Annotated in this window: 15 protein-coding genes; 9 read left to right on the top strand and 6 right to left on the bottom strand. The window is 66.8% G+C overall.

The annotated features are described in order from the left end of the window. The first annotated feature begins 7 nt into the window (after positions 1-7). The 7 genes from mnmC to G3N98_RS26205 all read left to right on the top strand — a co-directional run bounded on the left by mnmC (position 8) and on the right by G3N98_RS26205 (position 8,892). Positions 8-1,954 carry a bifunctional tRNA (5-methylaminomethyl-2-thiouridine)(34)-methyltransferase MnmD/FAD-dependent 5-carboxymethylaminomethyl-2-thiouridine(34) oxidoreductase MnmC gene (gene mnmC / locus G3N98_RS26235; protein ID WP_206149623.1) on the top strand — a complete coding sequence of 649 codons (1,947 nt, stop codon included), beginning with the start codon at positions 8-10 and terminating at the stop codon, positions 1,952-1,954. Positions 1,955-2,625: 671 nt separating this feature from the next. Continuing rightward, positions 2,626-3,840: a cation:proton antiporter gene (locus tag G3N98_RS26230; RefSeq protein ID WP_089424132.1), complete on the top strand. Its 1,215-nt coding sequence runs from the start codon at positions 2,626-2,628 to the stop codon at positions 3,838-3,840. A gap of 14 nt (positions 3,841-3,854) precedes the next feature. After that, positions 3,855-4,970, top strand: a complete 1,116-nt coding sequence (locus tag G3N98_RS26225) for a YbdK family carboxylate-amine ligase (RefSeq protein ID WP_006490006.1) — start codon at positions 3,855-3,857, stop codon at positions 4,968-4,970. Between the two features lie 508 nt (positions 4,971-5,478). Further along, on the top strand, positions 5,479-6,117 hold the full coding sequence (locus G3N98_RS26220; protein WP_027788730.1) for a MarR family winged helix-turn-helix transcriptional regulator: 639 nt from the start codon (positions 5,479-5,481) through the stop codon (positions 6,115-6,117). 28 nt (positions 6,118-6,145) lie between these two features. Next, positions 6,146-6,856 (top strand): glutamine amidotransferase, encoded by a 711-nt coding sequence (locus G3N98_RS26215; RefSeq protein ID WP_175237698.1) that lies wholly within the window; start codon positions 6,146-6,148, stop codon positions 6,854-6,856. Positions 6,857-7,071: 215 nt separating this feature from the next. Further along, positions 7,072-8,184 (top strand): NADH:flavin oxidoreductase/NADH oxidase, encoded by a 1,113-nt coding sequence (locus G3N98_RS26210; protein WP_089493803.1) that lies wholly within the window; start codon positions 7,072-7,074, stop codon positions 8,182-8,184. 180 nt (positions 8,185-8,364) lie between these two features. Then, positions 8,365-8,892 carry an SET domain-containing protein-lysine N-methyltransferase gene (locus G3N98_RS26205; RefSeq protein ID WP_206149621.1) on the top strand — a complete coding sequence of 176 codons (528 nt, stop codon included), beginning with the start codon at positions 8,365-8,367 and terminating at the stop codon, positions 8,890-8,892. Positions 8,893-9,034: 142 nt separating this feature from the next. Here the strand turns inward: G3N98_RS26205 and G3N98_RS26200 are convergent, their stop codons facing one another. Together G3N98_RS26200 and G3N98_RS26195 are read right to left on the bottom strand one after the other, a co-directional pair. Then, positions 9,035-10,519, bottom strand: coding sequence for a sensor histidine kinase (locus tag G3N98_RS26200; RefSeq protein WP_122473440.1), 1,485 nt, complete (start codon positions 10,517-10,519; stop codon positions 9,035-9,037). Positions 10,520-10,637: 118 nt separating this feature from the next. Beyond that, positions 10,638-11,330 carry a response regulator transcription factor gene (locus G3N98_RS26195; RefSeq protein ID WP_006401494.1) on the bottom strand — a complete coding sequence of 231 codons (693 nt, stop codon included), beginning with the start codon at positions 11,328-11,330 and terminating at the stop codon, positions 10,638-10,640. Positions 11,331-11,452: 122 nt separating this feature from the next. Here G3N98_RS26195 and G3N98_RS26190 point away from each other — a divergent pair, with 122 nt between their 5' ends. Then, positions 11,453-11,683 carry a DUF3717 domain-containing protein gene (locus G3N98_RS26190; RefSeq protein ID WP_039351485.1) on the top strand — a complete coding sequence of 77 codons (231 nt, stop codon included), beginning with the start codon at positions 11,453-11,455 and terminating at the stop codon, positions 11,681-11,683. A gap of 92 nt (positions 11,684-11,775) precedes the next feature. On the opposite strand, the gene G3N98_RS26185 is transcribed toward G3N98_RS26190, so the two are convergent. Beyond that, positions 11,776-12,084, bottom strand: coding sequence for a 4a-hydroxytetrahydrobiopterin dehydratase (locus G3N98_RS26185; protein ID WP_089424290.1), 309 nt, complete (start codon positions 12,082-12,084; stop codon positions 11,776-11,778). A gap of 189 nt (positions 12,085-12,273) precedes the next feature. Then, complete coding sequence (gene phhA, locus G3N98_RS26180) at positions 12,274-13,167, bottom strand: phenylalanine 4-monooxygenase (RefSeq protein WP_241026087.1); 894 nt, start codon at positions 13,165-13,167, stop codon at positions 12,274-12,276. A 139-nt stretch (positions 13,168-13,306) separates the two neighbouring features. Here phhA and G3N98_RS26175 point away from each other — a divergent pair, with 139 nt between their 5' ends. Continuing rightward, positions 13,307-13,792 (top strand): Lrp/AsnC family transcriptional regulator, encoded by a 486-nt coding sequence (locus tag G3N98_RS26175; protein ID WP_006408082.1) that lies wholly within the window; start codon positions 13,307-13,309, stop codon positions 13,790-13,792. A gap of 66 nt (positions 13,793-13,858) precedes the next feature. Here G3N98_RS26175 and G3N98_RS26170 read toward each other — a convergent pair whose 3' ends face one another. Together G3N98_RS26170 and G3N98_RS26165 are read right to left on the bottom strand one after the other, a co-directional pair. After that, positions 13,859-14,392: a class IV adenylate cyclase gene (locus G3N98_RS26170; RefSeq protein ID WP_069246759.1), complete on the bottom strand. Its 534-nt coding sequence runs from the start codon at positions 14,390-14,392 to the stop codon at positions 13,859-13,861. Positions 14,393-14,627: 235 nt separating this feature from the next. Further along, a partial coding sequence (locus tag G3N98_RS26165; RefSeq protein ID WP_206149618.1) for a LysR family transcriptional regulator substrate-binding protein occupies positions 14,628-15,210 on the bottom strand: 583 nt, incomplete at its 5' end.

Below are 15,210 nucleotides of genomic sequence, written 5' to 3'. Positions count from 1 at the left end.
GTTTCGCATGACCGACCGACTTGTTCCCGCCACGCTCGCGCGCCGCGACGACCGCACGCTCGTCTCGCCCGAGTTCGGCGATCTCCATCGCGGCGCATCCGGCGCGCTCGCGCATCGCGTGTTCGTCGCGGGCAACGGGCTGCCGGCGCGCTGGCAGGGCCGCCGCACGTTCACGATCGTGGCGACCGGATTCGGCGCGGGCGGCAGCTTCCTCGCGGCCTGGGCCGCCTGGCGCGACGATCCCGCGCGCTGCGAGCGGCTGCATTTCGTCGCAGTCGAACCGCATCCGTTCTCACGCGACGACCTGCGCCGCGCCGCTTCGCATATCGTTGTGGACACAACCATATCGGCGGATGTCGATGCCCTTGCCGACGCGTGGCCGATGCGCGTGCCGGGCCTTCATCGGCTCGAATTCGACGAAGGGCGCGTGGTGCTCACGCTGGCGTTCGGCGATGCGATCGACATGTTGGGGAAGATCGTCGCGCGCGCCGACGCGTTCTGTCTCGACCACTTCGCGTCATCGAGCGACGCGGATCTCCAATCGGCCGACGTGGTTCGCGCGCTGTCGAAAATCGCCGGAGAACGCGCCACCTTTGCAGCGCATGCGAGTTCTGACGCGTTGAAACACGCCCTCGACAAATCGGGTTTCACGTATCGCGAGGTCGACGATCTGCTCGTCGGCGAATATGCGCCACGCTGGCGCGCGCGCCGGCACGAGCCGCCGCTCGCACTGCCCGTTGCGACGCGCCGTGCGATCGTGATCGGCGCGGGGCTGGCGGGCTGCGCGGTCGTCGAACGCCTGGCCGCGCGCGGCTGGGAAATCACGCTGATCGAGCGGCACGACCGGATCGCGAGCGACGCGTCGGGCAATCCGGCCGGTGTATTCCATCCGCTGATGACACGTGACGACAACGTCGCGAGCCGGCTCACGCGCGGCGGCTTCCTGCACGCGCTCGCACGCTGGCGGGCACTCGAACGCGCAGGTCACGCATTCGCGCGCAGCACGCACGGGATGATCCATCTCGCCGAATCGGCCGGCGACTTCGAGCGGATGCGCGAGGCATTCGATGCGTTCGGTGCGCCGTCCGACTATGTCTCGCTGCTCGACGTCGAAGCCGCGCGCGCGCATCTGAACCTGCCGGTCGCGCAGGGCGGCCTGCTGTTTCCGCACGGCGGCGCCGTCTGGCCGGCCGGCCTGTGCGCGGCCCAATTTGCGGCGGCCGGCGAGCGCGTGCGCTTGCTCGCGCCCACCCGCGTTGCCAAGCTCGAACGGCGGGGCGACGCATGGCATGCACTCGACGATGCGGGCAACACGCTGGCAGAAGCGCCCGTCGTCGTGCTCGCGAATGCCGGCGACGCCGCGCGGCTCGCCGGGCTGCACCATGTCGCGCTGCAACCGGTGCGCGGCCAGCTCACGTTGCTGCCGGCCGGCGGCACGGCATCGCTGCCGTGCCCGACGATCGGCGACGGTTACGCGGTGCCGCTCGACGACGGCACGCTGCTGATCGGCGCGACGTTCGAACCCGACGACGTCGATCCCGCGATGCGTGCAGCCGGCCACCTCGAAAACATCGAGCGCGTACGACATCTGCTGCCGGGCCTGATCGGCGACCTGCCGGATCCCGACACACTGCGCGGCCGCGTTGCGTTCCGCTGGGTCGTCGGCGACCGCCTGCCGCTGCTCGGCCCGCTCGCGGACGAAGCAGGCGCCATCGCCAATGCCCGCGCGCTGAGCGGTGCGCAGGCACGCGACCTGCCGCGCATGCCCGGGCTCTACGGCGCATTCGGCTTCGGCTCGCGCGGCCTCGTATGGGCGGCGCTCGGCGCCGAACTGATCGCGTCGCAACTCGAAGGCGAGCCTTGGCCGCTCGAGCGCGAACTTGCCGATGCCGTCGACCCTGCACGCTTCCTGATCCGCGCGTTGCGCGCGCGCCGCGTCGGCCAGGCCGGCTGACCGCTCACCCGAGCCGCTCACAGCTTCCCGACTTTTTCGCGCAAGGTTATCCACTCGACGCTGTGGATAACCGCGCGAAATCCACGCGCACTTCGTGTGTAATCACAGTGGACGTAAACTGGGCAACTCGGCACAGCTGTGAGGCGGCCCGAAAGTTGCTCAACTCAAACCTCTGTGCACGAACAGTCTGTGCAACGGGTTATGGGTTCTGCAACGCCTTGATCTGTCGACGTAAACCGAAGTTATCCACAGAACTGTGCGTCCTTTGTTAACTTCTACTACGTATATATACAAGTAAACCTTTGAAACCAAAGACCTGCGGTGCCGCACAGCGCCGCGAGTCGATTCAATGGGTTCCAGACCGAAAAAGCTGTGGCACAATCGGTTTCCTTCGCGTTCATCCGGCCAGGCGCCGGACATGCTTCAATGGAACGGTCGGCACGATTTCGAATCTGAATCATCGAGACTGCGCAGTCCGTTCACACACCAGGCCGACAATCCAGATCGGCAACCTGAACGACTTTCCGCCCTGTGGTGGAAAAGGCGGATCCCATGTCCCGCCGTCGTCGACACAACAATCACATTCGGGGCGATACCCAGCCGGCGCGCATCCATTTCTGACGCTTGACCCCGTGTCGCTGGCGGTCGCTTCCAAAGGAGAAGTCACCACGATGAAGTCGGCGTTCTCATTCCTGCCCAACTGGCCGCTTACGCCGGATGCCGTGTTCTGGGCCGGGCTCGCGTTGTTCGCGGCCGGCCTGTGTGGCGAGCTTTGCTATCGCGCATGGCGTCTGCCTCGCATCACCGGCTATGCGGTGATCGGTCTCATCGCCGGGTCGTTCGGATTCGGCGTGATCGATGCAAGCACCGACGAAACGTCCCGGTTGCTGATCGACGTCGCGCTCGGCCTCTTGCTGTTCGAGCTCGGCAGCCGTCTCGACCTGCGCTGGATCCGGCGCAATCCGTGGCTCGTCGCGTCGAGCCTCGCCGAAGCGACGCTGACGTTCGTGCTGGTGCTGTTCGTGATGCTCGCGCTCGGTGTGTCGGGGATGGTCGCGCTGGTGCTGTCGGCGATCGCGATCGCGACGTCGCCGTCGATGGTGATCCAGCTGAAGACCGAACTGCGCGCGGAAGGGCAGGTGTCGCAACGCCTCATCACGCTCACAGCGCTCAACAGCGTCTATGCGATCGTGCTGACCAAGCTCGTGACGAGCTGGCTCCACCAGGAAGCGTACGGCAACGTGTTCGCGACGATCCTGCAGCCGCTCTACCTGCTCGCGGGTTCGTTCATCGTCGCGTATGTCGTCGCGCGTTCGTGCAACTACCTGTTCCGCCACATGACCGCGACGATGCGCGACGAGCATTCGTTCGTCGCGTTGTTCGGGCTCGTGATGCTCGCGATCGCCGTCGCCCAGGCCCTGAAGCTGTCGACGCTGCTCACCCTGCTGCTCGCCGGCATCATCGTGAAGAACCTCGAGGCGCGCCCGCAACTGTGGCCCGAGCACTTCGGCACGGCCGGCTGGCTGCTGACGGTGACGCTGTTCGTGCTCACGCTCACGTCGTTCACGTGGGGCGACATCGCGCTCGGCGGGCTGCTCGCGATCGTGCTGATCGTCACGCGGCTCGTCGCGAAGCTGGCCGGCGTCGTCGCGTTCGCGAAGCCGAGCGGCATCGGCATGAAGCAGGGCGTCGCGCTCGGCATCGCGCTCACGCCGATGTCCGCGCTGTCGTACCTGCTCGTCGACGACACCTACCAGCTCTATCCGAATTTCGACCCGCACCTGCGCGCGATCGTGATGTGCACGATCGTGATCCTGCAGCTCGTCAGCCCGTTCATCGTGTACCGCTGCCTGTCGGCGGTCGGTGAACGCAGCGACGGCAACTGATTCCGGAACCTGCCATGGCACTCGAAACCTTCGTCAATTCCGAGCCGTTTACGTTCGGCGTCGAACTGGAGATCCAGGTCGTCAACACGCACAACTACGACCTGACCAAAGCGGCCTCCGACCTGATGCGCCTGATCCAGGGCGAGACCTTCCCGGGCAACATCACGCCGGAAATCACCGAGAGCATGATCGAGCTGTCGACCGGCATCTGCCATTCGCACGAGCAGGCGGTGAGCGAGCTGCATGCGATCCGCGACGTGCTCGTGAAGGCGGCCGACCAGCTCAACGTCGGGCTGGCCGGCGGCGGCACGCATGCGTTCCAGCAATGGAGCGACCGGCAGATCTACGATGCGCCGCGCTTCCAGTACATCTCCGAGCTGTACGGCTATCTCGCCAAGCAGTTCACCGTGTTCGGCCAGCACGTGCACATCGGCTGCCCCGATCCCGACAGCGCGCTGTTCCTGCTGCACTCGATGTCGCGCTTCATTCCGCACTTCATCGCGCTGTCCGCGTCGTCGCCGTTCGTGCAGAACGTCGACACCGGCTTCCATTCGGCACGCCTGAATTCGGTGTTCGCGTTCCCGCTGTCGGGCCGCGCGCCGTTCGTGCTGACCTGGGACAGCTTCGAGGAGTACTTCACGAAGATGGTGAACACCGGCGTCGTCAACTCGATGAAGGACTTCTACTGGGACATCCGGCCGAAGCCCGGCTACGGGACGATCGAGGTGCGCGTGATGGACACGCCGCTGTCGGTCGACCGCGCGGCGGCGATCGCCTGCTACATCCAGACGCTCGCGCGCTACCTGCTGACCGACCGGCCGCTGAAGCTGTCCGAGGACGACTACCTCGTGTACACGTTCAACCGTTTCGAGGCGTGCCGCTTCGGGCTCGAGGGCACCTGCGTGAATCCTCAGACGGGTGAGCGCCGCACGATCGCCGAAGACATCCTCGACACGCTCGACCGGATCGCGCCGCATGCGGCCGCGCTCGGTTCGCGCGCGGCGCTCGACGAGATCGGCGCGCTCGCGAAGGCGCGCGTGAACGACGCATCGTGGTTGAGAACCGTTTTCAAACAGGAAAAATCGCTCAATGAGACGGTCCGCCAGCAGTGCTTACGTTGGCGCGAGTGAAAAAATGTTTTGCAGATTACGGGGTCGACCGAGTCGCGATTCACTGAACGGCCGGCGGCCCCGATTGCCGCCGAAATCGTTGCCGGTTGTCCCGAAAATCTGTGGATAACCGGATATTCCGCTGCAAAGTCAACGATCTGTGCACGGGATAACCCGGTGGATCATTGCGGTGGACCCGATGGCCGATCCGAACAGGAAAATGCCCTTGCGCACCGTTTGGCGGTCGTTCGACATTGCTGGCACAACGAAAAATCTTGGTTATCCAGTGATTTTCCACAGAATGAAGGGGATAACTTAGCTGTGCGATTTTCCGCTCTCGCTTAGAATGTCGGCTTTGCGGACACCGGAACGTCGAGTGTCTTACCGGTCGCCGCGAACGCGACCGCCGCGTGTGCCCTCGCGACGGCCGTGCTGACATACTCGCAAGAGCATGTCTGTTTTGAGATAGACATTCGATCTCCACACTACGGCCGCTCGGCAAACCGGGCGGCGGCAAAGCGAAAAGACTATGAGCGAAGGCGTTTACGGGAATCAGGCTTCGGGACGTGTGACCCACAGCCTGCTGCGGTTGAGTACGGCCATGCGAAGCCAGGCATGGGATTGGGCGGAAGGCGCAGGCCTCACGCCGACGCAGGGCGAGATTCTCGTGCTGCTGCTGCAGCGCAAGGGCCCGATGCGGCTCGGCGAGATCGCGCGCGAGACGCAGCTGACCGCGGCGACCACGAGCGATGCGGTGAGCACGCTCGAAACGAAGGGTCTCGTCGAGAAGCGCCGTGCGCTGGACGACGGCCGCGCACTGGCCGTGCGCCTGTCGGCCCGTGGCCGGACGGCCGCGAAGAAGGCGCTGCAATGGCCTGAATTCCTGACGAAAGCGGTCGGCAAGCTCGGCGCGGACGAGCAGGGCGCACTGTATCGCGCGCTGCTGAAGACGCTGCGCGAACTGCAGGTGGCCGGTGCGACGCCGCCGCAGCGCATGTGCTTGACGTGCGCTCACTTCCAGCCGGGCAAGCTGTCGAAGAAGACCGTGCATCATTGCGCGGCGCTCGACATCTCGATGTCCGACAGCGATCTGCGTCTCGACTGCTCGGTGCAGGAAGAGGCCGACGCGGCGACGCAGAAGAAGACCTGGAAGATTTTCGCCGGCTGACGTCCGTCGATCGACCGGGAGGCCGATGATGAACGCTGAAGTCGTGGCGATCCGCCACGTGCATTTCGAGGATCTCGGGAGCTTCGAGCAGGTGCTCGGCGAACGAGGCCGGCGGGTGCGCTACGTCGACGTCGGGTCGTCGCGGGTCGAGGTGCTCGACGTGCTCGAGCCGTCGCTGCTCGTCGTGCTCGGCGGGCCGCTCAGCGTGTACGACGATGCGCAGTATCCGACGATCGCGCCGCTCGCGGCGCTCGTGCGCAAGCGCATCGACGCCGGGTTGCCGATCCTCGGGATCTGTCTCGGTTCGCAGTTCATCGCCCGGGCGCTCGGGGCGCGCGTCTATCCGGCTGCCCAGCACGAACTCGGCTGGACGCCGCTGACGCTCACCGATGCCGGTCGCGCATCGCCGCTGCGCCATCTCGATGGTGCGGCGACGTCGATGCTGCACTGGCATGGCGACACGTTCGACCTGCCGGGCGGGGCGATTCATCTTGCCTCGACCCCGGCCTGCCGTCACCAGGCGTTCGCATGGGGCCAGCACGTGCTGGCGCTGCAATGCCATCCGGAAATCCGCACCGACCGTTTCGAACCGTGGCTGATCGCGAACGCCGGCGAAATCACGGCGACGCCGGGCATCGACGCGTGCCAGTTGCGCGCCGATACCGCGCAGCACGGCCCCGCGCTCGAGGCGGCGGCGCGACGCATGTTCGCGGAGTGGCTCGACAGCGTCGGACTCTGACGCCGCCAGCGGCGCCGCCGCTTGCCGCGAACAGGATGCCCGGCCCGCATGCGTTGCAGGCCGGCGCATCGCCGTATGCGCCGCCTTTTCTCCATTGCCGGCCACCTGCCGCGCGCCGTACCTGACCATCCGCTTACTGCCGGACGCGCCATCTGCACGCTGGCCGCCTGCGTGCTACGCTCGTTCGCTCTTTCCCTTCCTGGCGAGCGGCTTCCATGACTGCGCTGTTTTCCCCGTTCACGCTGCGTGGCGTGACCCTTCCGAACCGGATCGTGATCTCCCCGATGTGCCAGTATTCAGCCGAACGCGGTGAAGCGACCGACTGGCACATGATTCACCTCGGCCATCTCGCGCTGTCGGGCGCGGGGCTGCTCTGCATCGAGGCGACCGCGGTGGAACCCGACGGGCGTATCACGCATGGCGACCTCGGCCTCTGGGACGACGCGACCGAAGCCGCGTTGAAGCCGGTGCTGGCCGCGATCCGCAAGCATTCGCCGGTCCGCATCGCGATGCAGTTGTCGCATGCGGGGCGCAAGGCGTCGAGCAACGTGCCGTGGCAGGGCGGTCAGCTCGTGTCCGTCGCCGACGGCGGCTGGTTGCCGCATGCGCCATCGGCCGTGCCGCACAAGGATGGCGAGACGCCGCCGCTCGCACTGGATGCCGCGGGCCTGAACCGGATCCGCGAAGCGTTCGCGGCGTCGGCGAAGCGGGCCGCACGGCTCGGCATCGACGCGATCGAGGTGCACGCGGCCCACGGCTACCTGCTGCATCAGTTCCTGTCGCCGCTCGCGAACCAGCGCACCGACGAATACGGCGGCTCGCTCGAAAACCGCATGCGCTTTCCGCTCGAGATCTTCGAGATCGTGCGCGCGGCGTTTCCGGAAGACCGGCCGGTCGGTGTGCGCGTGTCCGCGACCGACTGGGTCGAAGGCGGCTGGGAGCTCGACGATACGATCGCGTTCGCGCACGAACTGAAGCGCCGCGGCTGCGACTGGATCGACGTGTCGTCTGGCGGCGTGTCGCCGCTGCAGAAGATTCCGCTGTCGCCCGGCTACCAGGTGCCGTTCGCGCAGGCGGTGAAGCGCGCGGTCGGCATGCCGACGATCGCCGTCGGCCTGATCAACGAGCCCGCGCATGCGAACCGGCTCATCGAGGCCGGCGATGCCGATTTCGTCGCGATGGCGCGTGCGATGCTGTACGACCCGCGCTGGCCGTGGCATGCGGCGGCCGAGCTCGGCGCGCAGGTGACGGCGCCGCCGCAATACTGGCGCTCGCAGCCGCGCGAGCACAAGGCGTTGTTCGGCGACATCGCATTCGGCCAGCGTTGAGCACCGCGCGCGCAATATTGCGTGTGATGTTGAACGAAGCAATCGTGAACGTGTAGGATGCGGGTGATTCGCCGCATGCCCCGACGCGGCACCCACCGGTGCCGCGTTTTCGTTTTGCGCGACGCCAGGCCGTGACCACGGTCGTCTTCCATTCAAGTCGTCTTCACAAGGATTCGTTCGATGAGTTCACGCAGGATCGCGGTGCGCCGCTCGGGAGTACACGGCAAGGGCGTGTTCGCCGTGGCGCCGATCAAGGCCGGCGAGCGCGTAGTGGAATACAAGGGCGAACGAATTTCGTGGAAGGAGGCGCTGCGCCGCCACCCGCACGACCCGAGCGAACCGAACCATACGTTCTACTTCGCACTGGACGAGGGCGGGGTGATCGACGGCAAGATCGACGGCAACAGCGCGCGCTGGATCAATCACTCGTGCGCGCCGAACTGCGAAGCCGAGGAAGTCAAAGGCCGCGTGTACATCCACGCGCTGCGCGACATCGGGCCGGAAGAGGAACTGTTCTACGACTACGGCCTCGTGATCGACGCGAAGCTGACGAAGACGCTCAAGCGCGAGTACGCGTGCCATTGCGGCGCGGCGTCGTGCCGCGGCACGCTGCTCGCGACGTCCGACGAGGGCGGCAAGAAGAAGAAGAAGGACAAGAAGGACGGCAAGTCCGAGTCCCGGTCGAAGGACAAGAAAAGCAAGAAGTGATGCAGGCGGCGGCGCATCGTGCGCTGCCGCTGTCGTTTCAGCGGATGGCTGCCGCATCGTGCAGCCGTGCTTTCCGCCTCCTCATCCGGCGCGCGGCCCGATCAGCGGCCGCCCGCCGCGAGTCCCTCAGTGCCTCAGTTCCTTAGTGCGTCGACGCGGCGGCCGGTGTTTCGCTGGCCGGCTTCTCGGTGCGCGCGACCAGCGGCACCCTCACCACGAAGCGCGAGCCGCCTTCCGATGCATCTTCGTACGAGACGGTGCCGCCGTGCATCGCGATGATGTCGTGCACGATCGCGAGGCCGAGCCCGGCACCCGTCTCGACGCCGTTGCCGCTTTGCGCGTCGCCGCGGAAGAAGCGCTTGAACAGGTCGGCCTGCTGATTGGCGGGCACGCCGGGGCCGTTGTCCTCGACGACGATCTCGGCGGCCGGCTGGCCGTCCTCGAGCGCGCCGCGCGCGACGTTCACCGTGATCCGTGCGCCGTCCGGCCGCGCGAGCGGCACGTACTTCAGCGCATTGTCGAGCAGGTTCGCGATCACCTCGCGCAGCAGCACGGGGTTGCCGCGCACGACCAGCTTCTCGTCGTCACCCGGATCGTCGGTGCGCTGGAAGCCGAGGTCGACGTGCGACGCAAGCGCGCGCGGCACCCACTCGGCACCCGTCTCGAACGCCATCGCCGCGAGGTCGACGTCGACGAATCGCGCGGCCTGTTCGCCTGGCTCCGCCCGGGCGAGTGACAGCAACTGGTTGGACAGCCGCACCGCGCGGTCGGCGGCCGCGCGCAGTTCGCGCACCGCGGCGAAGGTCTGGTGCGGGTCGCGCGCGACGGCTGCCTGCTCCGCGTGCAGCTTCACGGCCGTGAGCGGCGTGCGCAACTGGTGTGCGGCATCGGCGATGAACTTGCGCTGCGCGTCGAGCGCGGTCTTCAGGCGGCCGAGCAGCGCGTTCATCGCGCTCGTCAGCGGCCGGATTTCCAGCGGCACCTCGGTTTCGTCGACGGGTTCCAGCGACGTGTGGGTCTGCCGGTTCAGCGAATCGGCCAGGTGCGTGAGCGGGCCGAGCTGCTGGTTCACGACGCGCCACACGATGCCCCAGCCCGCGAGCAGCAGCAGCAGCAGTGGCATCATGATCGCGACGAGGAATTCGGCCGCGATCCGGTAGCGGTGCCGCACCGGCTGCGCGACCTCGACGACCATCGGCTTGCCGCCTTCGACGTCGTCGACGCGCACCTGCGCCACCCGCACCGCGCGGTTGTCGTATTCGGCCTCGAACACGTACGCGTGATGCATGCGGCGCACGTTGATCCCCTGCAGCGGCAGCTTCGGATCGCCGGCGAGTTCCTGTTCGCCGTCGCTGATCCGGTAGATCAGTGCTTCGGCGGGATCGGAGAACATCGCCTGCGCGAGCGGCGGCACCGTGAACGGCGCGTCGGGGCCGGCGATCTGGATCTGTTTGGAGATGGCGGTCGCGAGATCGGCGAGCGAGCGGTCGATCACGTGCTGCGTGTATTGCCACGCGAGCCAGTAGGCGATCAGGCCGCTCATCAGCGCGAGCATCGACAGCGGGGCGGCGAGGCGCCGAAGCAGCGAGCGGCGCAGGCTGGTGGTCACAGCCGGATCAGGAGACATTTCGACGGGCAAATGGATAAGCGCCGCTCACTAGGAGCGGCGCGGTCGTGCGCCGGGCGGCGACGCGGAGCAGCGCGCACACGCGGGCGGCACGCGGCCGCCCGGCGTGCGGTGCCGCTCAGACGCTCGCCGTCTGGCGGATTTCCTGCAGCAGGTAGCCGAAGCCGCGCACCGTGACGATTTCGACACGGCACTGCTCGAGTTTCTTGCGCACGCGGTGGACGTAGACTTCGATCGCGGTGTCGCCGAGATCGCCGCCGAAGTGCGTGAGGTGATCCTGCAGCTGGGCCTTGCTGACGACGCGGCCGTGACGCAGCAGCAGCATCTCGAGCACCGCGAATTCACGCGGCGACAGTTCGAGCGGCTTGTCGTCGTTGAAGATGCGGCGGTCGACGCCCGACAGGCGGACGCCGCCGAGCGACACTTCCGGACGCGGCATGTCGCTGTGCGGGCCGCTGCGGCGCATCACTGCGCGGATGCGCGCTTCGAGCTCGGCCGGCTCGAACGGCTTGAGCATGTAGTCGTCGGCGCCGGAGTTCAGGCCCTGGATCCGGTCGTTCAGCTCGTCGCGTGCGGTCAGCACGATGACGGGCGTGTGGCGGTTGGTCTGGCGGAAGCGCGTGAGCAGCGTCATCCCGTCGATGCCCGGCAGGCCGAGGTCGAGGATCACGAGTTCGTGGCGGTTCTGTGCCAGCGCCTGTTCGGCAAAGATGCCGTCATGCACCATGTCGACGGTGAAGCCAGCCTGCTCGAGGCTGCTCTGGATACCGCGTGCGATGGGGCGGTCGTCTTCGATCAGAAGGAGTCGCATGAAGTTCGCTCAAGTACAATGGGTTGGCGGTTCAGGCACGCGGACAGCACGACGCCGTTTCCACAGGGGCGCCGCAACACCTGACATCAAGCATGGCGGCCAGCGAACGATTAAATCCAAACATGTCCGATATTTCGATCAACGACCTAGAAGCCGCGATCAATTTCTGGCGCGCCCGCTCGCCGTCGAGCGGCGACGAACTCAAACTCTGCGAAGAGGCCAGCGCGCTCTCCAAGCCGTATGCGCTGCTGATTGTACAGCGCGAAAGCGCGCTACAACTGGAAGGATTGGACCCCAAGGCACGGAATGCGTACGAGACTTACGTGCGCCTTAAGGATGGCTTGGAAAGCTGAAGGCTTTCGCTGACTACATCCTAGAAAACGTTCATCGAAATGAAAAGTTGACGCGCCGCGCATCGAAAGACGCGCGGCGGTAGAGGAAGGCCTCAGGCGGCCGGTTGCGCGTGCGCGCCGGCACGGTCGATGAACAGCGCCAGTTCGATGTCGCGATCGGTCAGGCCGTCGGCATCGTGGGTCGACAGCGTGATGTCGACGCGGTTGTACACGTTGAACCATTCCGGATGGTGGTTCATTTCCTGCGCCTTGATCGCGACGCGCGTCATGAAGCCGAATGCTTCGTTGAAATCGGCGAAGCGCAGGCTGCGCTGGATCGCATCGCGGCCCGGTACGGCCGTCCAGAGCGGCAGGCCTTCGAGCCGGGTCTTGCGTTCTTCTGATGTGAGCTTGTGGATCATCTTGCACCTCTCGGTCGGTAACGGCGCCCGCGCGCGGCTGCGCCGCGCGGCGAAGCCGGCATCGGTCATTGTTTCATAGTTGTGGGACGGCCATCCGGCGACGGGCATCCGGGGACGGGCGACCGGCGACGGGTATCCGGGGAAGGCGATCGGGAGGCCGGCAGAGGCTGGTTCCGGCCCCCTCGAGCGTCACGCGTCCGCGTCGTCGGGCCAGCCGTCGCCCGTGCCGCGATGCAGCACGCGATCGGTCTCGAGCACCGCGCCGGCCGCGAATTCGGGCAGCGCCGCCAGCCGGTCGGCCAGTGCACGGCCGTCGACGTCGGCGAGCGCGAACAGCTGCGCGAAATCGTCGATCACGAAGTAGGTCTTCTGGAACGTGTCGATCCGGTACTTCGTGCGCATCACGCGCTCGAGGTTGAAGCCGAGCCGGTTCGGCGCCGCGCTTTCGAGGCTGTACAGGCTTTCGCCCTTGCTCGACACGATCCCGGCGCCATAGATCGACAGCCCGTTCGTGCCGCGCGCATCGCGGATCAGCCCGAATTCCACCGTATACCAGTAGAGCCGCGCGAGGCGCGCCAGCGCCGCTTCATCGTCGGCGACCGCGAGCGCGGTGCGGCCGTACGCCTGCATGTAGTCGGCGAACACCGGATCGATCAGCAGCGGCACGTGGCCGAACAGGTCGTGGAAGCAGTCGGGTTCCTGCAGGTAGTCGAGCTGGTCGGGACGGCGCATCCACCAGGTGACGGGGAAGCGCCGGTTCGCGAGATGCTCGAAGAACACGCGGTCGGGCACGAGGCCCGGCACCGCGACGATCTGCCAGCCCGTTGCCGGCTTCAACTGGCGGTTCACGTCGGCGAACGACGGCACGCGATCGGCCGGCAGGTCGATCTTCCCGAGCCCCGCGACGAACGCGTCGCAGGCGCGCCCGCGCAGCAGCGCCGACTGGCGTGCATAGAGCTGCTTCCACACCGCGTGGTCGACCTGGCCGTAACGCGCGAGCGGCTGGTCGATGGTGAAATCGGCGCGGGTTTCGAGGCCCGCATCGAACTGCTCCTGCAGTTTCGCGGTGACGACGGTGGACATGATCTGGCTCTGCACGTGGCGGTTGGGAACCATGCAAGTGTAGAGCGGGCTGCGCGCGGAATGGGCGCATAGTTGGCGTTGATTCGCTTGATGATGCGATAATCGCGCATTAAATAACGAATTAATGCGGAGAATGCTCATGCTGGAACTCGATCACTTCGATCTCGCGCTGCTGGACGTGCTGCAGCGCTTCGGCCGCGCGACGCATCAGCAGCTCGGCGAGGAGGTGCCGCTGTCGCCGTCGCAGATCGGCCGGCGGCTGCAGCGGCTCGAGGCGGCCGGCGTGATCGAAGGCTACCGCGTGATGTTGCGCCCCGAAAAACTCGGGCTCGGCGTCACCGCGTTCACGAGCCTCAAGCTCAAGCACCACGGCGACTCGATCATCGAGCAGTTCCAGCAGCAGATCGACGTGCTGCCCGAGGTACTCGAATGCCATGCGGTGGTGGGCGATGCCGACTACCTGCTGCGGATCGTCGCGCCCGACCTGAACGCGCTGTCGCAGTTCGTGATGAAGAAGCTGATGCGCGTGCCGGGTGTCGACAGCGTGCGCTCGAACATCGTGCTGACGACCTTCAAGCGCAACGGCGCGCTGCCACTGGCGCATCTGGCGCCCGGCGCCGCCTGACGCGGCCACCGCGCGGCGGCAAGGGTGAAGGCGGCGCGGGTTGCGCCGCCTCGGGGCAGGGCCGGATCAGGCCGCTTCGTGCGGCGTGTCGGCGTTCAGCAGGTCGACATACGCGACGGCGACGAGGTCATCCTGCGACACGCCGAGCTTCGCGAACACGTCGTGTGCTTCGGCTTCGCCGCCGGCTTCGTCGTCATCGGGGCCGAGCACGACTTCCAGTTCGATGAAATCGCCGAGACCGTCGACGCGGTCGAGGTGGATGCGCGTGCGGCCCGCGAGGTACACGTGCCGTTCCTTCGTCACGATGCCGCGTGTGGTCAGCGCGGTGGCGAGCAGCGCGTGCATCGCGTCGGGGTTCGTCACCGGGCTGCGCGTGTAGTACGACGCCTTCGGGCCGTCGCGGTCGTCGCGCTGGTAGAAGATCAGTTCGGCCGGCGTGCCATCCTCGAAGCGGCGCAGCTTGAGCCGGCCGCGCGGCACGTCATAGAAGAAATCCTGCTGGCGATAGAACAGCGGCGCTTCGGTCGCGAGCCTGGCCGCCTGTTCGCGCAGCTGGTCGAATTCGCGGGCGCGGGCTTTGATCTCGATGTTGCGGGCCATGCGGGTCTCCTTCAATCGGGGTCTCGCGGTGTGCGAACGCACAATCTAGCAAAAAGCCCGCGAAGGTGGCGTGACGACCGGCGGGACGCGGCGACACGCCGCGGCCGGGAGGCTCGGTCCCGTGATTTCCCCATTCACGCACGCGTGATGGCCCGTACGGTCGCCGGCTGCCGACCGGCGACCTGTCGGGCGTTGACGCCCGGTGCGCGGCCAGCCCCGGCGCTATCAGCAGCACTCATATCGCCCACTGCGCTTCGATCAGCCGCAGCGCCGCCGCGATCGCCGGTTCGTCGCGCCGCTCGGCGAGCGTCACGAACGTCAGTTCGGTCGGCACCGTCACGGGCTCGACGATCGTCAGCGCATGCGCGTGCGCTTCGGCCAGCGCGGTCGAGTCGCGCGCAAGCGTCAATCCGATCCCCGATTTGACGAGATCGAGCATCGACTGCTCCTGGTCGACCTCGGCCACCTTGAGCGGCTGCGCGCCGGCCTCCGCGAAGCGCCGCGACAGCAGCCGGTGGTGCGCGGACGCCGGCGGCGTCCAGATCCACGGCAGCGTGGCAAGCGCGCGCCAGTCGTGTGCGCGCTGCACGCGCTCCTTCCAGCCGGCCGGCGCGAGCACGCGGTACTGGAAATGGGTGAGCGTGACGGTGTGGAACAGGGCGCCGTCGAGCGGATCGTCCTCGCCCGGCCGGCCGATGAAGAACAGCGCATCGCCGGCCGACATGGTCGCGGGAATGGCTTCCTCCTGCGTCGGCATGCGCTCGTCGTCCCACTTGTGGCTACCCGGGATGACGAGCGTGGCGCCGTTTTCCGCCGTG

It is taken from the genome of Burkholderia sp. Tr-20390, assembly GCF_017104595.1.
Classification (GTDB): Bacteria; Pseudomonadota; Gammaproteobacteria; order Burkholderiales; family Burkholderiaceae; genus Burkholderia.
This window is presented reverse-complemented; position numbering and strand designations above follow the sequence as displayed.

Bases quoted from the DNA above. Each gene is read 5' to 3' on its own strand.
- G3N98_RS26205 (WP_206149621.1), top strand. From the start codon at position 8,365: ATGAGTTCACGCAGGATCGCGGTGCGCCGCTCGGGAGTACACGGCAAG.
- G3N98_RS26175 (WP_006408082.1), top strand. From the start codon at position 13,307: ATGCTGGAACTCGATCACTTCGATCTCGCGCTGCTGGACGTGCTGCAG.
- G3N98_RS26210 (WP_089493803.1), top strand. From the start codon at position 7,072: ATGACTGCGCTGTTTTCCCCGTTCACGCTGCGTGGCGTGACCCTTCCG.
- G3N98_RS26185 (WP_089424290.1), bottom strand. From the start codon at position 12,084: ATGATCCACAAGCTCACATCAGAAGAACGCAAGACCCGGCTCGAAGGC.
- G3N98_RS26230 (WP_089424132.1), top strand. From the start codon at position 2,626: ATGAAGTCGGCGTTCTCATTCCTGCCCAACTGGCCGCTTACGCCGGAT.
- G3N98_RS26200 (WP_122473440.1), bottom strand. From the start codon at position 10,519: ATGTCTCCTGATCCGGCTGTGACCACCAGCCTGCGCCGCTCGCTGCTT.
- G3N98_RS26195 (WP_006401494.1), bottom strand. From the start codon at position 11,330: ATGCGACTCCTTCTGATCGAAGACGACCGCCCCATCGCACGCGGTATC.
- G3N98_RS26190 (WP_039351485.1), top strand. From the start codon at position 11,453: ATGTCCGATATTTCGATCAACGACCTAGAAGCCGCGATCAATTTCTGG.
- G3N98_RS26220 (WP_027788730.1), top strand. From the start codon at position 5,479: ATGAGCGAAGGCGTTTACGGGAATCAGGCTTCGGGACGTGTGACCCAC.
- G3N98_RS26225 (WP_006490006.1), top strand. From the start codon at position 3,855: ATGGCACTCGAAACCTTCGTCAATTCCGAGCCGTTTACGTTCGGCGTC.
- G3N98_RS26170 (WP_069246759.1), bottom strand. From the start codon at position 14,392: ATGGCCCGCAACATCGAGATCAAAGCCCGCGCCCGCGAATTCGACCAG.
- G3N98_RS26215 (WP_175237698.1), top strand. From the start codon at position 6,146: ATGAACGCTGAAGTCGTGGCGATCCGCCACGTGCATTTCGAGGATCTC.
- phhA (WP_241026087.1), bottom strand. From the start codon at position 13,167: ATGTCCACCGTCGTCACCGCGAAACTGCAGGAGCAGTTCGATGCGGGC.
- mnmC (WP_206149623.1), top strand. From the start codon at position 8: ATGACCGACCGACTTGTTCCCGCCACGCTCGCGCGCCGCGACGACCGC.